Source organism: Pseudomonas sp. S44 (assembly GCF_016624805.1).
GTDB lineage: Bacteria > Pseudomonadota > Gammaproteobacteria > Pseudomonadales > Pseudomonadaceae > Aquipseudomonas > Aquipseudomonas machongensis.
In genome coordinates this window covers 669,526-683,903 of sequence record NZ_JACVTY010000001.1, presented here as the reverse complement: position 1 = coordinate 683,903, position 14,378 = coordinate 669,526, and the positions used below count along the sequence as shown (strand labels likewise).

12 protein-coding genes and 1 pseudogene are annotated in these 14,378 nt (G+C 63.9%); 5 read left to right on the top strand and 8 right to left on the bottom strand.

All coding sequences use genetic code 11. From position 1 onward, the window contains the following. Nucleotides 1-12: 12 nt before the first annotated feature. From IAE40_RS03000 to IAE40_RS02980, 5 genes are read right to left on the bottom strand one after another with little or no spacing between them, the layout of a single operon-like run. Nucleotides 13-1,032, bottom strand: a complete 1,020-nt coding sequence (locus IAE40_RS03000; protein WP_054893969.1) for a polysaccharide biosynthesis/export family protein — start codon at nt 1,030-1,032, stop codon at nt 13-15. Between the two features lie 22 nt (nt 1,033-1,054). After that, nucleotides 1,055-1,702 (bottom strand): CpsD/CapB family tyrosine-protein kinase, encoded by a 648-nt coding sequence (locus IAE40_RS02995; protein ID WP_054893958.1) that lies wholly within the window; start codon nt 1,700-1,702, stop codon nt 1,055-1,057. A 1-nt stretch (nt 1,703) separates the two neighbouring features. After that, complete coding sequence (locus IAE40_RS02990) at nt 1,704-2,450, bottom strand: sugar transferase (protein WP_054893959.1); 747 nt, start codon at nt 2,448-2,450, stop codon at nt 1,704-1,706. Further along, on the bottom strand, nt 2,447-3,511 hold the full coding sequence (locus IAE40_RS02985; RefSeq protein ID WP_200602632.1) for an NAD-dependent epimerase: 1,065 nt from the start codon (nt 3,509-3,511) through the stop codon (nt 2,447-2,449). Before IAE40_RS02985 ends, IAE40_RS02990 begins: the two co-directional genes overlap by 4 nt. Continuing rightward, complete coding sequence (locus tag IAE40_RS02980; RefSeq protein ID WP_200602631.1) at nt 3,508-4,872, bottom strand: UDP-glucose dehydrogenase family protein; 1,365 nt, start codon at nt 4,870-4,872, stop codon at nt 3,508-3,510. The genes IAE40_RS02985 and IAE40_RS02980 overlap by 4 nt, the downstream gene beginning before the upstream one ends. 385 nt (nt 4,873-5,257) lie before the next feature. Between IAE40_RS02980 and IAE40_RS02975 the strand changes: the two genes are divergently transcribed. Then, nucleotides 5,258-6,958, top strand: a complete 1,701-nt coding sequence (locus tag IAE40_RS02975; protein WP_200602630.1) for a sulfatase-like hydrolase/transferase — start codon at nt 5,258-5,260, stop codon at nt 6,956-6,958. 49 nt (nt 6,959-7,007) lie between these two features. Here the strand turns inward: IAE40_RS02975 and IAE40_RS02970 are convergent, their stop codons facing one another. After that, entirely contained in the window at nt 7,008-8,336 is a 1,329-nt protein-coding gene (locus IAE40_RS02970; RefSeq protein ID WP_200602629.1) for an MFS transporter, read from the bottom strand. Between the two features lie 161 nt (nt 8,337-8,497). On the opposite strand from IAE40_RS02970, the gene IAE40_RS02965 reads away from it, so the two are divergent. From IAE40_RS02965 to IAE40_RS25945, 4 genes and pseudogenes are all read left to right on the top strand, one after another. Next, entirely contained in the window at nt 8,498-9,595 is a 1,098-nt protein-coding gene (locus IAE40_RS02965; protein ID WP_054893964.1) for a sugar diacid recognition domain-containing protein, read from the top strand. A gap of 120 nt (nt 9,596-9,715) precedes the next feature. Continuing rightward, nucleotides 9,716-10,855 (top strand): glycerate kinase, encoded by a 1,140-nt coding sequence (locus IAE40_RS02960; protein WP_153774924.1) that lies wholly within the window; start codon nt 9,716-9,718, stop codon nt 10,853-10,855. 259 nt (nt 10,856-11,114) lie between these two features. Next, nucleotides 11,115-11,927, top strand: a pseudogene (locus IAE40_RS25950) (PAS domain-containing protein); the annotation flags it as partial. A 36-nt stretch (nt 11,928-11,963) separates the two neighbouring features. After that, nucleotides 11,964-12,470: a methyl-accepting chemotaxis protein gene (locus IAE40_RS25945; protein WP_442797139.1), complete on the top strand. Its 507-nt coding sequence runs from the start codon at nt 11,964-11,966 to the stop codon at nt 12,468-12,470. Between the two features lie 10 nt (nt 12,471-12,480). Here the strand turns inward: IAE40_RS25945 and IAE40_RS02950 are convergent, their stop codons facing one another. Continuing rightward, nucleotides 12,481-13,029 carry a lipocalin family protein gene (locus IAE40_RS02950; RefSeq protein WP_153774926.1) on the bottom strand — a complete coding sequence of 183 codons (549 nt, stop codon included), beginning with the start codon at nt 13,027-13,029 and terminating at the stop codon, nt 12,481-12,483. An 84-nt stretch (nt 13,030-13,113) separates the two neighbouring features. Then, entirely contained in the window at nt 13,114-14,289 is a 1,176-nt protein-coding gene (locus IAE40_RS02945) for an alginate lyase family protein (protein WP_200602628.1), read from the bottom strand. Between the last annotated feature and the right edge of the window lie 89 nt (nt 14,290-14,378).

Below are 14,378 nucleotides of genomic sequence, written 5' to 3'. Positions count from 1 at the left end.
TCCGTCCCCTGGTCAGTCGTTGCTTTCTTTGTTGTCGACGCGGTAGCTGAAGCTGAAGCCAAAGCCCTGGAACAGCACCACGTCAGCCAGTTGCCGGGACAGCTCGGCAGCGCTGGCAAGCTTGGTCTTGGGTACATAGAGCATGTCTTCGGGCTGCAGATAGGCGAGCTTCTGGCTACCGCCGGAGAGGGCCTGGTCGACGTCGTAGTTGACCGCATGCACGGTGTTGCCTTCGCGGCGCATGATCACCACCGAGCCGAGCTTGGCCTTCAGGGTCGGGCCGCGGGCCAGGGTCAGGGCCTCGAGCACCGACACCGGACGACGGATCTGGAAGGCGCCCGGCTGGCCGACTTCGCCGAGCACGTAGATCTCGTTGGCGGCAGTAGACTTGAGCAGCACATCCACGCTCATGCGCCCCGGCAGGCTGGCGTAACGCTCGTTGAGGTAGTCACGCAACTGGTTGACGGTCATGCCCTGCAGCGGCACCGAGCCGATTTCCGGGAAGGTCGCGCGGCCGTCGTTGCCCACGGTGATGTCGCGGCTCATGCCGGTGCCGGGGTGGCTCAGGGCGTTCTTCAGGTTGACCTCGTCGGTCATGGGGCTGAGCACGCGCACCGTTACCTGGTCGCGGTTGGGCTTGAACACGCGCTTGTCGTTGTAGGCCTGACGAATGGCGCTCTCCGCTTCGCTCGGGGTCAGGCCCTCGACGCGCACCGACGCGTTGGTGGATGGCAGGGTGATGCTGCCGTCGGGTTGCACCAGCTGCTGGCCGTTCAGGCCGCTGGCGGCCATGAAGTTGAGGTCCAGGGTGTCACCGGACTGGATGCGGTACACCCCGGCAGAGCGGTTGCTGACGTGGAAGATCACTTCCAGCACGTCCTGTGGCCGCAGCACCTGTTCGCGGCGGGCGACTTCGGTGGCCTGGCTCTCGGCCGCTGGTGCGGTGAGGATCTGTACCGGCATTTCGCGGCTTTCCTGGCTGGCGCAACCGGCCAGGGCGAGCACGCACAGGGCAATCGAGGGGTATCTCATGGCGATCATGGCGTGCGTCCTCTCACAGGTTGTCGTACAGCCACTTGGGCATGTAGTACTTGCGCTTGTTGAACACGCTGCCGATCAGCCGCGCGCCAGCTTGCGTCAGCCGTTGGGCGGCGGCCTGGGCCACTTCCCAGCGGGTTTCCTCGGCGCACACCACCAGGATCACGCCATCGACCAGGGTGCCGATCACCAGGCTGTCGGCGCTGGCATAGATGGCTTCGCCGTCGATCACCACAAAGCGGTAGTGGGCGGCGAACTGGCGCAACAGGATGCGCAGGCGCTCCGGGTCGAGGCGGTCGCGGCCGCGCTTCCAGGTGCCCGCCGGGAGCACGTCGAATGGTTGATCGGACAGGTGCACCACGCAGTCCTGCGCCAAGGGTGGAGTGTCCTCGTCGAACAACAGGTCGGTGTAGCCGCGCAGCTTGTTCAGCCCCAGTTGCTGGCTCAGGCCATTGCTGCTGGAACTGCCGTCGATCAGCAGCACCGCACCCGCGCTCATCAGCGCCAGCTGGCTGGCGAAGGCCAGGGCACTGGTGCTGGTGCCGGTGCCGGTGTTGGCCGCGGTCAGCAGCAGGGTGCGCTGGTCGAGGTCGAGGACAGTGGCGGTCAGGTTGGTCTCGCTCGGGTTGGCGATACTCAGGCTTCTAGAAGTGGAACCGTCCATCTCAACTTGCTCCGTGGCCAGTGAAAACCTTGAACGGGGTCTTGAGCAGGATTTTCAGATCCAGCAGCAGGCTCTGTTCGTTGATGTAGCTGAGGTCAAGCTCTACGCGTTGGTCGAAATCGATGTTGCTGCGTCCGGAGATCTGCCAGAGGCCGGTCATGCCGGGGTAGATCGACAACCGTGCCAGGTGGTTATCCTTGTAGCGGTAGGCGTTGAACGAGGTAGGGCGCGGGCCGACCAGGCGCATGTCGCCGGTGACCACGTTGATCAGGTTGGGCAGCTCGTCCAGGCTGCTGCGCCGCAGCCAACTGCCCACCGAGGTGATGCGCGGGTCCTTGTCGATCTTGAAATCGATGGAGTCGGCGCCGTGCTTGTTCAGGTGGCGTACCGAGTCTTTCAGCGCCTCGGCGTTGGCGACCATGGTGCGGAACTTGAACATGCCGAACAGGCGGCCGCGGTAGCCGGTGCGTTTCTGCACGAAGAACACCGGGCCTGGGCTGGACTTCTTGATCATCACCGCCAATGCCAGGAATACCGGCGACAGCAACAGCAGCAGGTTCAGCGCCGCCAGGCATGACAGCACGCGGTTGGTCCGCGACAGCGTCCAAGGGCGCCCGCCGACCCGCCCGGTCATCCAGCCACGGCCTTGCATGTGGATGGCGGCATCGATGCGCTGGCGGTGCGCCGGATCCATGCGTTTATCCTGGTACAGCGCCTGCAGCTGGGCGCTTTTCGGTTGTCCTGTCATATCACCCTCCGTTGTTTCGGCTGCTCGCCTGCAGGTTCGCCATCTGTGGCACCGTGCGAGTAGTAGTGCTTGAACCAGGCGACGAATCGCCCGAGCCCTTCGTCAAGGGAAATCGTTGGGGTAAAGCCGGTGACCCGGGCCAGGGCGCTGGCATCGGCACAGGTGGCCAGCACATCGCCCGGTTGCAGCGGCAGCAACTCGATCACCGCATCGCGCCCCAGGTGTTTTTCCAGCAGGGCCAGGTAGTCGAGCAGTTCCACCGGGCGTTGGCCGCCGATGTTGAACAGGCGCCAGGGCGCTGCGCTGCTGGCCGCGTCGGGGCTGTAGGCATCCCACTGCGCATCGGTGCGGGGCGGGTAGGGCAGCAGCCGCGCCAGGCTTTCGACGATGTCGTCGATGTAGGTGAAGTCGCGCTGGTGCCGACCATGGTTGAACAGCTGGATCGGCCGGCCTTCGCTGATGGCACGGGCGAACTGCATCGGCGACATGTCCGGGCGGCCCCAGGGGCCATAGACGGTAAAGAAGCGCAGGCCGCTGCAAGGGATGCCGAACAGATGGCTGTAGCTGTGCGCCATGGCCTCGTTGGCTTTCTTGGTGGCGGCGTACAGCGACAGCGGATGATCGACTGCATCCTGCACCCGGTACGGCGTGCGCTGGTTGGCGCCATACACCGAGCTGGACGAGGCGTACAGCAGGTGCTGCACGGGGTGGCGCCGGCAGCCTTCGAGAATGTTCAGGAAGCCCGCCAGGTTGCTGTCCAGATAAGCCTGGGGATTCTGCAGCGAGTAGCGCACACCGGCTTGCGCAGCCAGGTGCACCACCACCTCGGGGCGCTCCTCGGCGAACAGCCGGGCCATGGCGTCGCGGTCGGCAAGGTCCAGGCAGTGCAGGGGGAAGTCACCGACGTTCTGACGCACCCAGTGCACGCGAGCGTGCTTGAGCGACGGATCGTAATAGTCGTTGAAATTGTCCAGGCCCAGCACCTCATGACCGTCGCGCAGCAGGCGCAGGCAGGTGTGGGCACCGATGAAACCGGCCGCGCCGGTGACCAGCACCTTCATGGCGCGCCGACCTGCGGGGCGCTCTGGTCGGGCGCGACCTGGCGCAGGCCGATGCCACTGTAGTGCAGGCCGTGGGCGGCGACCTGCTCGGGGTTGTACAGGTTGCGGCCGTCGATGATCACCCGTGCGCGCAGCTTGCTGGCCAGCAGCGAGAAATCCACCACGCGAAAGTTCTTCCATTCGGTGCAGATCACCAGGGCGTCGGCGTCCTGCAAGGTGTCGTCGCGGGTGGCGCACAGTTGCAGGTCGTCGCGGTAGCCGTACAGGCGTCGGCATTCGTCCATCGCTTCGGGATCATAGGCCCGCACCGTGGCGCCTTCGTCCCACAGCGCTTCCATCAGGTAGCGGCTCGGTGCTTCGCGCATGTCGTCGGTATTGGGCTTGAAGGCCAGGCCCCACAGGGCGATGGACTTCCCGCGCAGCCCGCCCAGGCGCTGCTTGAGCTTGGCGAACAGGATGCGCCGCTGCTGGTCGTTGACTTCGTTGACGCTCTGCAACAGGCGCAGGGGCATGCCGCTGTGCTCGGCGGTGTGCAGCAGCGCCTTGATGTCCTTGGGGAAGCACGAACCACCGAAACCGCAGCCGGGGTAGATGAAGTGGTAGCCGATGCGTGGGTCCGACCCGATGCCGCGGCGCACCGCTTCGATGTCGGCACCCAGGTGCTCGCTGAGGTTGGCCAGTTCGTTCATGAAGCTGATGCGTGTGGCGAGCATGGCGTTGGCGGCGTACTTGGTCAGCTCGGCGCTGCGGTTGTCCATGAACATCAGCTTCTCGTGGTTGCGGCAGAAGGGCGCGTAAAGCTCGGCAAGCTGGTCATGGGCGACCTCGTCATGGGTGCCGACGATGATCCGGTCGGGGCGCATGCAGTCGGCCAGGGCGCTACCTTCCTTGAGAAATTCGGGGTTGGACACCACACGCACCTGCAAATGGCCCTTGCCCAGGCGCTGCAGTTCGTCGCGGGCCAGGGTCACGACCTGGTCGGCGGTACCGACCGGTACCGTGGATTTGACGATCAGGGTGCGGTCGGCCTCCATCAGCGCGGCAATCTGCCGGGTGACGTTGAGCACATGGCTCAGGTCGGCCGAGCCGTCCTCGTCAGGTGGGGTGCCGACGGCGATGAAGATCAGCTCGGCATGGCTGACCGCGTCGCTGGCCTGGGTGCTGAACAGCAGGCGACCTTCCTTGATGTTGTCTTCCAGCAGGCCCGACAGGCCCGGCTCGCTGATCGGTGGGACGCCCTGACGCAGTTGGTTGATCTTGTGGGCATCCACGTCCACGCACAGGACCCGGTGGCCGACGTCGGCAAGTGCCGCCGCTTGTACCAGTCCTACGTAGCCAGTGCCAAAAACGCTCACGTCCATGTCGGCGTGCCTCGTATGGATGAGTAAGGGGTATGAAACAGTGGTGTGATTTCTGTATAGCTCAGCTCGCGGGAAATGCGTCAAACCAATGGCATGTTTCGTCGCATTTACAGACGCTAAACAAAACGGCCATTGGCCACCAACCCTTTGCCAATCCGGGGTTTAGCGTTGAAAGCTACTGGCATTTGGCCGTTCGATGAACCGATGAACGGTTGCAGGCCACGAATAATGCGGGGTCATGACGATAGAGCGTCTCAACCGCGATACGTTTTTTGCGCCAGAATATGGCGTTGAGATACCGTCGGAAAATTGACTTTTCCGGCTTGTGATTTGTTTCAAGACTGCTACGGTTTGAATGAAAACCCATGACCGGAGTGGTCGAATCATGCGCGGATGGATCAAGCTGGCCCTGTTGTTCCTCTACCTGGCGAGCTTTCATGGCTATTACCTGGAGCGGATAGAAGCGCTGGGTCTTGGCCTGCCTTTGCTGCTTTACCTGGGCGTGGCGGGGGTGCTGGTGGTGGGGTTGCTGCTGGCGGCGTGGATTCGCCCAGGTTGGCTGCGCTGGGTGCTGGCGTTGGCTTTTGCGGTGAGTGCGCTGTTCTTCGATGCTTATATGCGAATCACCGATTCCTACCTCACCTACAGTGCGTTCGTGTCCATGGTGTATGCCGGTGGCTTCATCCAGGAAGCGCTACAGCAGTACCACTATGCGATCACCTTGGCGGCGTTCAACGCGCTGCTGGTGCTGTTGGGTGTGGGGTTGCGCCCGGGCGCTGTGCTGCGCCTGCCGCACCTGGTGCCCGTGGTCGCGCCATTTCTGGCGCTGGCGTTGCTGGTCGGTGTGCTGTTCATCCGCGCTGGCGAGGGGGCCCGCGGCCTGCCGGTGATGTACACACCCTTGGCTTATGTGAGCCTGTTCGGCTACGAGGCGCTGCATGACCGTGTCGGCCCACGCGAGCCGGTGAGCCTGGCGCAGTCCGGCAAGCCGATGGCGCGCGATATCGTACTGATCATCGACGAGAGCATTTCGGGCAACTACCTGGACCTCAACACCCCTGCCGGCGTGGCGACTCACCTGCTGCAGCCGCACTCAGGGGTGAGTATCGTCAACTACGGCTACGCCGCCTCGGTGGCCAACTGCAGCGCCGACACCAACGTCACCTTGCGCTACGGCGGCACCCGCAGCGATTACCTGCGCATCAATTCGACCCAGCCGTCGATCTGGCAATACGCCAAGCGAGCAGGGCTGGGCACGGTGTACATCGATGCCCAGCGCACCGGCGGCAACCTGCAGAACCTGATGGACGAAGCCGAGAAGCGCGACATCGACCGCTTCGTCCAGTTCGACGACACCCCCGTGGTGCAGCGCGACATGGCGGCGCTGGAGCAACTGGTCAGCCTGCTCAAGGATGGCCAGCCGCAACTGATCGTGATCAACAAGGTTGGCGCGCATTTCCCGGTGCACGACAAGTACCCCGACGCCTTCCTGACCTACCAGCCGGCATTGCCGCGTGGGCATTTCACCGATGTGGCCGACACCGGCACCCGCGACGGCTTCGATGGCCGCCCCGAAGACTGGGTGCTGTATCGCAACGCGTACCGCAATACGCTGGGCTGGAACGTGGGCGAGTTCTTCCGCCGCCTGTTCGCCGAGGCCGACCTGAGCCAGGCGGTGCTGATCTACACCTCCGACCATGGCCAGGACCTGCATGAGCGCGGCAATCCGGGCCTTAACACCCACTGCGACAGCGACCCGGTGATGGAGGAGGGGCTGGTACCGCTGGTGGTGATTCAGGGCACGGGCGTCAAGGCCCTGGACTGGCAGGCGCACCTGGCACAGAACCGCAACGCCTCCAGCCACTACAACATCTACCCCACGCTGCTCAAGCTGCTGGGCTATGACGCTGCAGCCGTCACCCGTATCTACGGCCAGGCGCTGGATGTGCCGACCGACGACCCGTTCACCTTCAACGTGCGCTTCAACGCACGGCTGGGCGCCAAGCCGGACTTTCGTCACATCGACCTCAGCCAGGTGGTGACCCCTGACCAGGCCAAGGGTGTCGCGGTGACTGCGGCGCCCTGAGCGCAGATGCCGTTGCGGCAGGCGCGGGGCAAGCCCGCGCCTCCAGGCGTCAGTTGGCCCGTGCGGCGTTCAGCGCCCCGGCGCGCGACACGCGCAGGGCCACCAGGCTGCCCAGCACGATCACTCCGGCCAGCGAGTACAGCGCAGCGTCGGTCGAGCCGGTCTGGTCCTTGATGAATCCAACCAGGTACGGGCTCAGGAAGCCAGCCATCTGGCCCACCGAGTTGATGATCGCCAGGCCCGCGACGGCCGCACTGGCGCTGAGCAGCGCAGTGGGCATCGGCCAGAACATCGGCAGGCCGGTCAGGGCGCCCATGGTGGCAATGGACAGGCCCAGGATGGCCACGGTTGGGTTGCTGGCGAAGTTGACCGCGATCAGCAGGCCGATGGCGCCCATCAGCATCGGCACCACCAAGTGCCAGCGGCGTTCGTTGCGCAGGTCTGCCGAGCGACCGACGATGATCATGAACACACCGGCCAGCAGGTAGGGGATCGCACTCAGCCAGCCGATCAGCAGCGGGCTGTCGAAGCCCAGGTTCTTGATGATCGATGGCAGCCAGAAGTTGATCGCGTAGACGCCGCTCTGGATGCAGAAGTAGACGAAGCCGAAGGTCCAGATCAGTGGGTTGGTCAGCACGGCCCACACGCTGTCGCCGGTGGTGCTCGGCTTGCTCGCGGCATCGGCGGCGAGGTCCCTGGCGATCAGTTGACGCTCGCTGTCCGACAGCCACGGGGCCTTCTGATAGCCGTCGCTGAGCAGGAACACCGCGAGGATGCCCAGCACCACGGTCGGCAGGCCCTGGATCAGGAACATCCACTGCCAGCCCGCCAGACCGTGCTGGCCGGCGGCGAAGTGGTCGAGAATCCAGCCGGAGAACGGCCCGCCGAGCAGGCCCGAGACCGGGATCGCCGACATGAACAGGGCCATGATGCGGCCCCGGCGGTCAGCCGGGAACCAGCGCGAGAGATACAGGACCACGCCGGGGAAGAAGCCGGCTTCGGCGGCGCCGGTGAACAGGCGCAGCACGTAGAACTCCATCGGCGTGGTGACGAACAGCAGGCAGGTCGAGAGCGTGCCCCAGGCGATCATCATCACCGCGATCCAGCGCCGTGGGCCGAAGCGGTTGAGCGCCAGGTTGCTGGGCAGGCCGCAGAGCACGTAGCCGATGAAGAAGATCCCGGCGCCCAGGCCGTAGATGGTCTCGCTGAACTTCAGCGCGTCGAGCATCTGCAACTTGGCGAAGCCGACGTTGACGCGGTCCAGGTAATTGAACAGGTAGCAGATGAAAATGAACGGGATCAACCGCAGGATGATGCGCCGGTACAGCGCATTGCGGCTGGGGTCTTGGCCTTGGTCAGGGGCAGGGCTGTGTGCCATGATGAAATTCTCTGTTGTTATGGTTGTCACGCGGCGCCTGTTCCGGCGCTCGCCTGAAACGAGTCTCGGCGAGCAGGGCGCCGCTGTCTTTGTGCTTTTGCACAGCGTAGGGCACGCACGGCTGTGCTGCGGAACAAAGTCTGTCACTGCAAGGAACCCACATGTTCGAGCTTGACCACGACCTGGCCCAGGATATCGTCGACCGGGCGATGGCGATCCTGCCGTGCAACGTCAACGTCATGGACAGCCAGGGCCTGATCCTGGGCAGCGGCGAGCCAGAGCGCATCAATACCCGCCATGAGGGGGCGCAACTGGTCCTGGCCAATGGGCGCATCGTCGAACTCGACAGCGAGGCGGCCAAATGTCTCAAGGGCGTGCAGCCAGGGGTGAACCTGCCGTTGATGCTCGACGACCGATTGATCGGCGTGCTCGGCCTGACCGGCGATCCGCAGCAACTGCGCACCTACGGCGAGTTGGTGCGCATGACCGCCGAGATGCTCCTGGCCCAGCGTCACCTGCAGATCGAGCAACAGTGGCGCCGGCAGCGCTGCGACGATCTGCTGGCGCTGCTGCTCGGTGGCAGTGGCGAGTCCCCCCGGCTGGTGGATGAAGCCCGGCAACTGGGGCTCAAGCCGCAACTGCCAAGGGTGCCTTGCCTGTTCGAACTGGAGGCTGGGCCACCGGGCGAAGCGCTGTCGGCCTGGCTGACCAGCCGCTATCCCGACAGCTGGTGCGTAAGCCCGGCGCGTCAATCGTTGCTCTGGTGCCGTCCGGCAAGCGTGGCGCTGGATGAGGTGCGCCTGATCGAACGCTTGCAGCGCCATGGCTGGCAGGTCCAGCGCCTGGCCCTGGGCAGTGTGGCGCAGAGCCTGGAGCAACTGCGACGAGGTTACCGTCGGGTCCGCGACCTGTTGGCGTATGGCCGCGAGGTAGTGCCCGGCGAGCGCGTGCTGAGTTTGTCGCGCTATCGCTTGCCGGCGTTGCTCTGGCGCCACCGCAACGATGATGCCCTGGACGAGTTGCTCGAACCGCTGCAACGCATCCGCGCCAAGGATGCCAGCGGCCAATTGCTCGCCACCTTGCGTGCCTGGTGCGCCCATGACGGACAAAGCCAGGCATGCGCCGATGCCTTGGGGATCCATCGCAACAGCCTGCGTTATCGACTGGAGCGTATCGCTGAACTGGGCGAGGTGGATCCGCTGCGTCTGGAAGGGATGCTGAGCCTGTACCTGGGCTTGCAACTGCTACCCGCCGAGTGAGTCCCGGATCCGGGCAGTGGCATTTGCCCAAACAACCGGCCAGGTGTTTTGTGCATCCGACCGAGGCCGCTCTGGCGCGCAGCTGTCAGCATGCGGGCTAACAGGACCAGGAGATTCACCATGAAAGTCGTCATCGCCCCCGATTCGTTCAAGGACAGCCTCGATGCCGCCGGTGTCGCCCGGGCGATCAGCGCCGGGCTGGCCAAGGTCTGGCCCGAGGCGGAGCGAATCGAGTGCCCGATGGCCGATGGCGGTGAGGGCACCATGGAGGCGATCGTCGCGGCCACCGAGGGCGAGCAGCGCCGCCAGGTGGTGCGCGGGCCGCTGGGGGCGCCAGTGGAGGCGAGCTGGGGCTGGTTGGCGCAGAGCCGCACCGCGGTGATCGAGATGGCCCAGGCCAGTGGCATCCAGTTGCTGCCCAGCGCACAGCGCGATGCCTGTCGCAGCAGTACCTGGGGCACCGGCGAGCTGATTGCCGCAGCCCTGGCGGCAGGTGCGCAGCGCATCGTGCTGGCCATCGGCGGCAGCGCCACCAACGACGCTGGCAGCGGCATGCTGCGGGCCTTGGGCCTGCGCTTGCTGGACCGCGAAGGCCAGGCGCTGGCCGAGGGCGGTCTGGCCCTGGCGCAACTGGCACGCATCGACGCCAGCGACCTTGATCCGCGCCTGGCCGAGGTGCAGTTCGAGGTGGCGGCGGATGTCGACAACCCCTTGTGTGGGGTCAATGGTGCCTCGGCGATCTTCGGCCCGCAGAAGGGCGCAACGCCCGAGCAGGTATTGCAGCTGGACCAGGCACTGGGGCATTTCGCTGATCATTGCGCGCAGTTGCTGGGTGAAGACCTGCGTGAATCTCCCGGTTGCGGTGCGGCGGGCGGCATGGGCTTTGCGGCCAAGGCCTTCATGGGTGCGCGTTTTCGTCCTGGGGTTGAAGTGGTGGCGGAGCTCGCCGGGTTGGACGGGCTGGTGCAGGGCGCGGACCTGGTGATCACCGGCGAAGGCCGTTTCGATGCCCAGACCCTGCGCGGCAAGACCCCGATGGGCGTGGCCCGCGTGGCCAAGCGTCACGGTGTGCCGGTGGTGGTGATTGCCGGCACCTTGGGGGAGGGCTACGAGGCGTTGTATGCCCATGGCATCGATGCCGCGTTCGCCGTGACCAGCGGGCCGATGACACTTGAGCATGCTTGTGCCGAGGCCGGGGCGCTGCTTGAGGCGCGGGCGGGGGATATCGCACGGTTGTGGCGGTTGGCGCGGGCGGTGTAGGAGTCATCTCTTTCGAGGGTTTTGTGTGGGGGCGAGCACCTTCCAGCCCCAACCCCCCTTCCAGCCAACCTCCTCTAGCTCCCCATCCCCCCAATAGCGCACGACCGTTCATCGGATCAAAACGTTATTTTGTAACGGCTAATAGCACTTTGATAGCGGCGCTCGGTCTTTCCTGAGATGCTGCATCACATTCTCGTTTGAAAGTGACGGGCCCCCGGAAGTCGGGGCCTGACGGCCACCAGGGAAGCTGGCTTGCAGGATGCGTGCGTGCTCTACCACACAACTGTTTGCAGGGTGTCCCATGTTCGATCGCAAAATCAAAGCTCGGCTCGCGGCAAGCGAAGCCGAGGTCAAACGCCTGCGCGCGCTGCTCGACCCAATGGAACGAGGCAACCTGGCCCTGCGCCTGGACGCCGAGCGCCGGATCAGCGCCTGTAACGAAGCCTGTTCGGCTGCGCTGGGGCATCCGCATGGCGCCTTGATCGGCCAGGCCCTGGCTGATGTGGTGCCGGGGTACGTGACCGCTCTGCCGTGCTATCGGCGCTTCAACGAGGCGCTGTCACGCTTCGAGCCGATTCGTGACGATTACCGCTTCCTCACCCGCGAAGGCCGATTGATCTGGCTGCACCTGACCTGGCTACCGGTGCGCGGCGACGATGGCCGTCTGGATTACGTACAGGGCTACGGCAGCGAAGTCACGGCACAGATCGACAAGAGCCGTGAGAACGGAGCATTCGTCGAGGCGCTCTTGCGCTCCACTGCGGTGATCCAGTTCGACCTGGCAGGCAATATCCTCACGGCCAACGAACAGTTCCTCGGCGCCATGGGCTATTCGCTCACGCAACTGGTCGGCCAGCACCATCGCCTGTTTTGCCCGAAGGAAGAGGCTGCAGCTCCCGCCTACCAGGAGTTCTGGAAGACCCTCAACAGCGGGCGCTATGTCGCCGGGCGCTTCCGCCGATTGGACAGCCGGGGGCAGGAAGTCTGGCTGGAGGCCAGCTATAACCCGGTCTACGACGCCGAGGGCAAGATCAGCCGGGTGATCAAGTTCGCCTCGGTGATCACCGACCAGGTGCGCAAGGAGGACGATATCCGCCGCGCTGCGCAAATGGCCCTGGAGGTGTCGCGCAACACCGACGTCAGTGCCCGCGAGGGGGCGAGCGTGGTGCAGGAAGCGGTGCAGACGATGCAGGCGGTGGCCGATCAGATGTACAGCGCCTCGACCACCATCGAGGCCCTGGGCAAGCAGTCGCTGGTCATCAGCTCGATCGTGCAGACCATCGGCAGCATCGCCTCGCAGACCAACTTGCTGGCGCTCAACGCTGCCATCGAAGCGGCCCGTGCAGGCGAGCAGGGGCGCGGGTTTGCCGTGGTCGCCGATGAGGTGCGCCAGCTTGCAGCACGCACCAGCGCGGCGACCGAAGAGATCGTCGCGGTGGTGGCGCGTAACCAGCAATTGGCCGATCAAGCGGTGGTGGAGATCGAACACAGCCGCGAGCAGGCGGGGGTCGGGCTGACCCTGGCAGGCCAGGCGGGCAGCGCCATCACCGATATTCAGGAAGGCGCACGCCGCGTGGTGCAGGCGGTCGGGCAGGTGACCCAGGACCTGCGTTGAGCCGCAGATATCAGTCGGGCTGGCGCCAGATCAGCTCGCGAGTATCGTAGCCGCGCTGGCGGGCCACTTCGAGCAGCTGGTTGCGCGTGCGTTCGCTCACCGTAGGCGTGCGCGACAGCAGCCACAGGTACTCGCGGTTCGGATGGCCAACCACGGCCACGCGGTAGTCCGGATCGTGGTACAGCACCCAGTATTCGCCCTTGGCGGTGTCCGGCGCCAGTTTGCTGAACCAGTTGTCGAACCTCACCCACAGCTTGTCGGTCTGGCCGGGTTGCTGCAGTTGAGCAATGCCGGTCGCCTCCTGCCACTCGCCGTCATCGTCTCGGCAGCGGTTGGTGACATCGACCTGGCCATCTTCGCGCAACTGGTAATTGGCTTCGGACTGCACGCAGTCACGCTGGAAGAACATCGGCAGGCGTGCCAGTTCGTACCATTTGCCCTGGTACTGCTCGAGATTGACCGGCATGGTCTTGGGTGGCGGCTTGTCCGCCGAGGAGCCGACGCAACCGCCCAGCGCCAGGGCCAGGCAGGAAACCAGCAAGGTGGCGCGAATCGCCATGAAGAACCTCCGTCATCATTAGGATCATGTTTGTTCGATGGCCAGAGAACGCAAAAGTTGAATCCGAATACACGGTATGGACATTCACGGCGTCACCATGAAATGCGTCAACCGCTCCCATTGGTAATGAACTTGGCCACTATAGGTGGGGTGCTGCTCGATGAATGCCTTGGTGTAGGGCAATTCCATGCCCAAGCGATTAGCGTAATGGTTGTAGCCGATGAACAGTGTGCCACGTGGCCAGCCGCTGACTTTTTTGCCGCAGATTTCGGAATAGTCACTTTTCTGCTCGTAGAGATCGAGACTGTATTTGGACAAAGTCTCCATGACCTTGGTCAAGCGCTGAGCATGTTCCTGATACAAGTCGATACCTTGAAGGCGTGCGGTTTCGGCAACGTTGATCAGGGCTGATACGCCATAACCACTATGGGGAAGATCGCGACAGAACTCCGTCGGCATCCCATCAATGTAGCGCGTCGGATTATGCCAGGCGGTATTTACGTCCTGCGGATCGCGTGACCACCAGGGGGTATCGTGTGGGCGCGTGCCGTCCGTGGAGATATACACGTAAGCCGTGAGCACTGACTTCCAACGGCTGATGGCCTCGAAAAAAAGTTTTTCATCCTTGTTGTACACCGCAATGTTGACGAGGGCCTCTATTGCACTGGCATGCCAGTTGGTGTTGCTTCTGTAGTTGTGTCCAGCGCCCGGCTGAAACATGGCATAGGCATAAGGCTGGTATTGCGTCTTGAACATGTGGCCGACAGCATACTTCTCATCCTGGGGCCACGGTGCATAGCTGTATTTGAGAATCTCCGCTGCTCGCGTGAATAACTGAGCGGCCCATGAGGCTTGCAAGCGTGCATTGCTGTTCGTGTGCTCCCTCAACTGGCCGCTCCAGGCCATGAGGATTTTGCGCACATTTTCCGCGTGTTGGGTGTTTCCGTTGTAGCTCCATAACAGGGCTTGCAGATAAGCGGCTTGCGCATCCTGGATTTCGTCGGTGCAGCCAATATCCGGCTGCGAATACGGACCACATTCGACGGTTGCGTGAGGGCGCGGCTCATAGTCGAGCGCGGCCAACGGGGACTTCATGGCGGCCTCATAGGACGCCTTCCAAGGCTCTTCGTTCAGGTGGGCCGCGACAAAGCGCAACTGCTGTTGAGAGACCAGTGCACCTGGATGCTTGAACACAAAATCAGCATTGGCTTCGAGCGTGACTAGCGCCAGCATCAGCACCACGATACATACTTTGTACATGGGCAAGCCCTCCTGGATTCTGCGTGCAGAATGAAAGAACGGTAAAACCTCGTCTACTGACAGAGTTGACAGGTATGTCTCATCAGAAA

What these genes read in the sequence shown, in the direction of transcription:
- IAE40_RS02995 (WP_054893958.1), bottom strand. Translation starts at nt 1,702, where the DNA reads ATGGACGGTTCCACTTCTAGAAGCCTGAGTATCGCCAACCCGAGCGAG.
- IAE40_RS02980 (WP_200602631.1), bottom strand. Translation starts at nt 4,872, where the DNA reads ATGGACGTGAGCGTTTTTGGCACTGGCTACGTAGGACTGGTACAAGCG.
- IAE40_RS02975 (WP_200602630.1), top strand. Translation starts at nt 5,258, where the DNA reads ATGCGCGGATGGATCAAGCTGGCCCTGTTGTTCCTCTACCTGGCGAGC.
- IAE40_RS03000 (WP_054893969.1), bottom strand. Translation starts at nt 1,032, where the DNA reads ATGAGATACCCCTCGATTGCCCTGTGCGTGCTCGCCCTGGCCGGTTGC.
- IAE40_RS02970 (WP_200602629.1), bottom strand. Translation starts at nt 8,336, where the DNA reads ATGGCACACAGCCCTGCCCCTGACCAAGGCCAAGACCCCAGCCGCAAT.
- IAE40_RS25945 (WP_442797139.1), top strand. Translation starts at nt 11,964, where the DNA reads ATGGCCCTGGAGGTGTCGCGCAACACCGACGTCAGTGCCCGCGAGGGG.
- IAE40_RS02990 (WP_054893959.1), bottom strand. Translation starts at nt 2,450, where the DNA reads ATGACAGGACAACCGAAAAGCGCCCAGCTGCAGGCGCTGTACCAGGAT.
- IAE40_RS02985 (WP_200602632.1), bottom strand. Translation starts at nt 3,511, where the DNA reads ATGAAGGTGCTGGTCACCGGCGCGGCCGGTTTCATCGGTGCCCACACC.
- IAE40_RS02965 (WP_054893964.1), top strand. Translation starts at nt 8,498, where the DNA reads ATGTTCGAGCTTGACCACGACCTGGCCCAGGATATCGTCGACCGGGCG.
- IAE40_RS02960 (WP_153774924.1), top strand. Translation starts at nt 9,716, where the DNA reads ATGAAAGTCGTCATCGCCCCCGATTCGTTCAAGGACAGCCTCGATGCC.
- IAE40_RS02950 (WP_153774926.1), bottom strand. Translation starts at nt 13,029, where the DNA reads ATGGCGATTCGCGCCACCTTGCTGGTTTCCTGCCTGGCCCTGGCGCTG.
- IAE40_RS02945 (WP_200602628.1), bottom strand. Translation starts at nt 14,289, where the DNA reads ATGTACAAAGTATGTATCGTGGTGCTGATGCTGGCGCTAGTCACGCTC.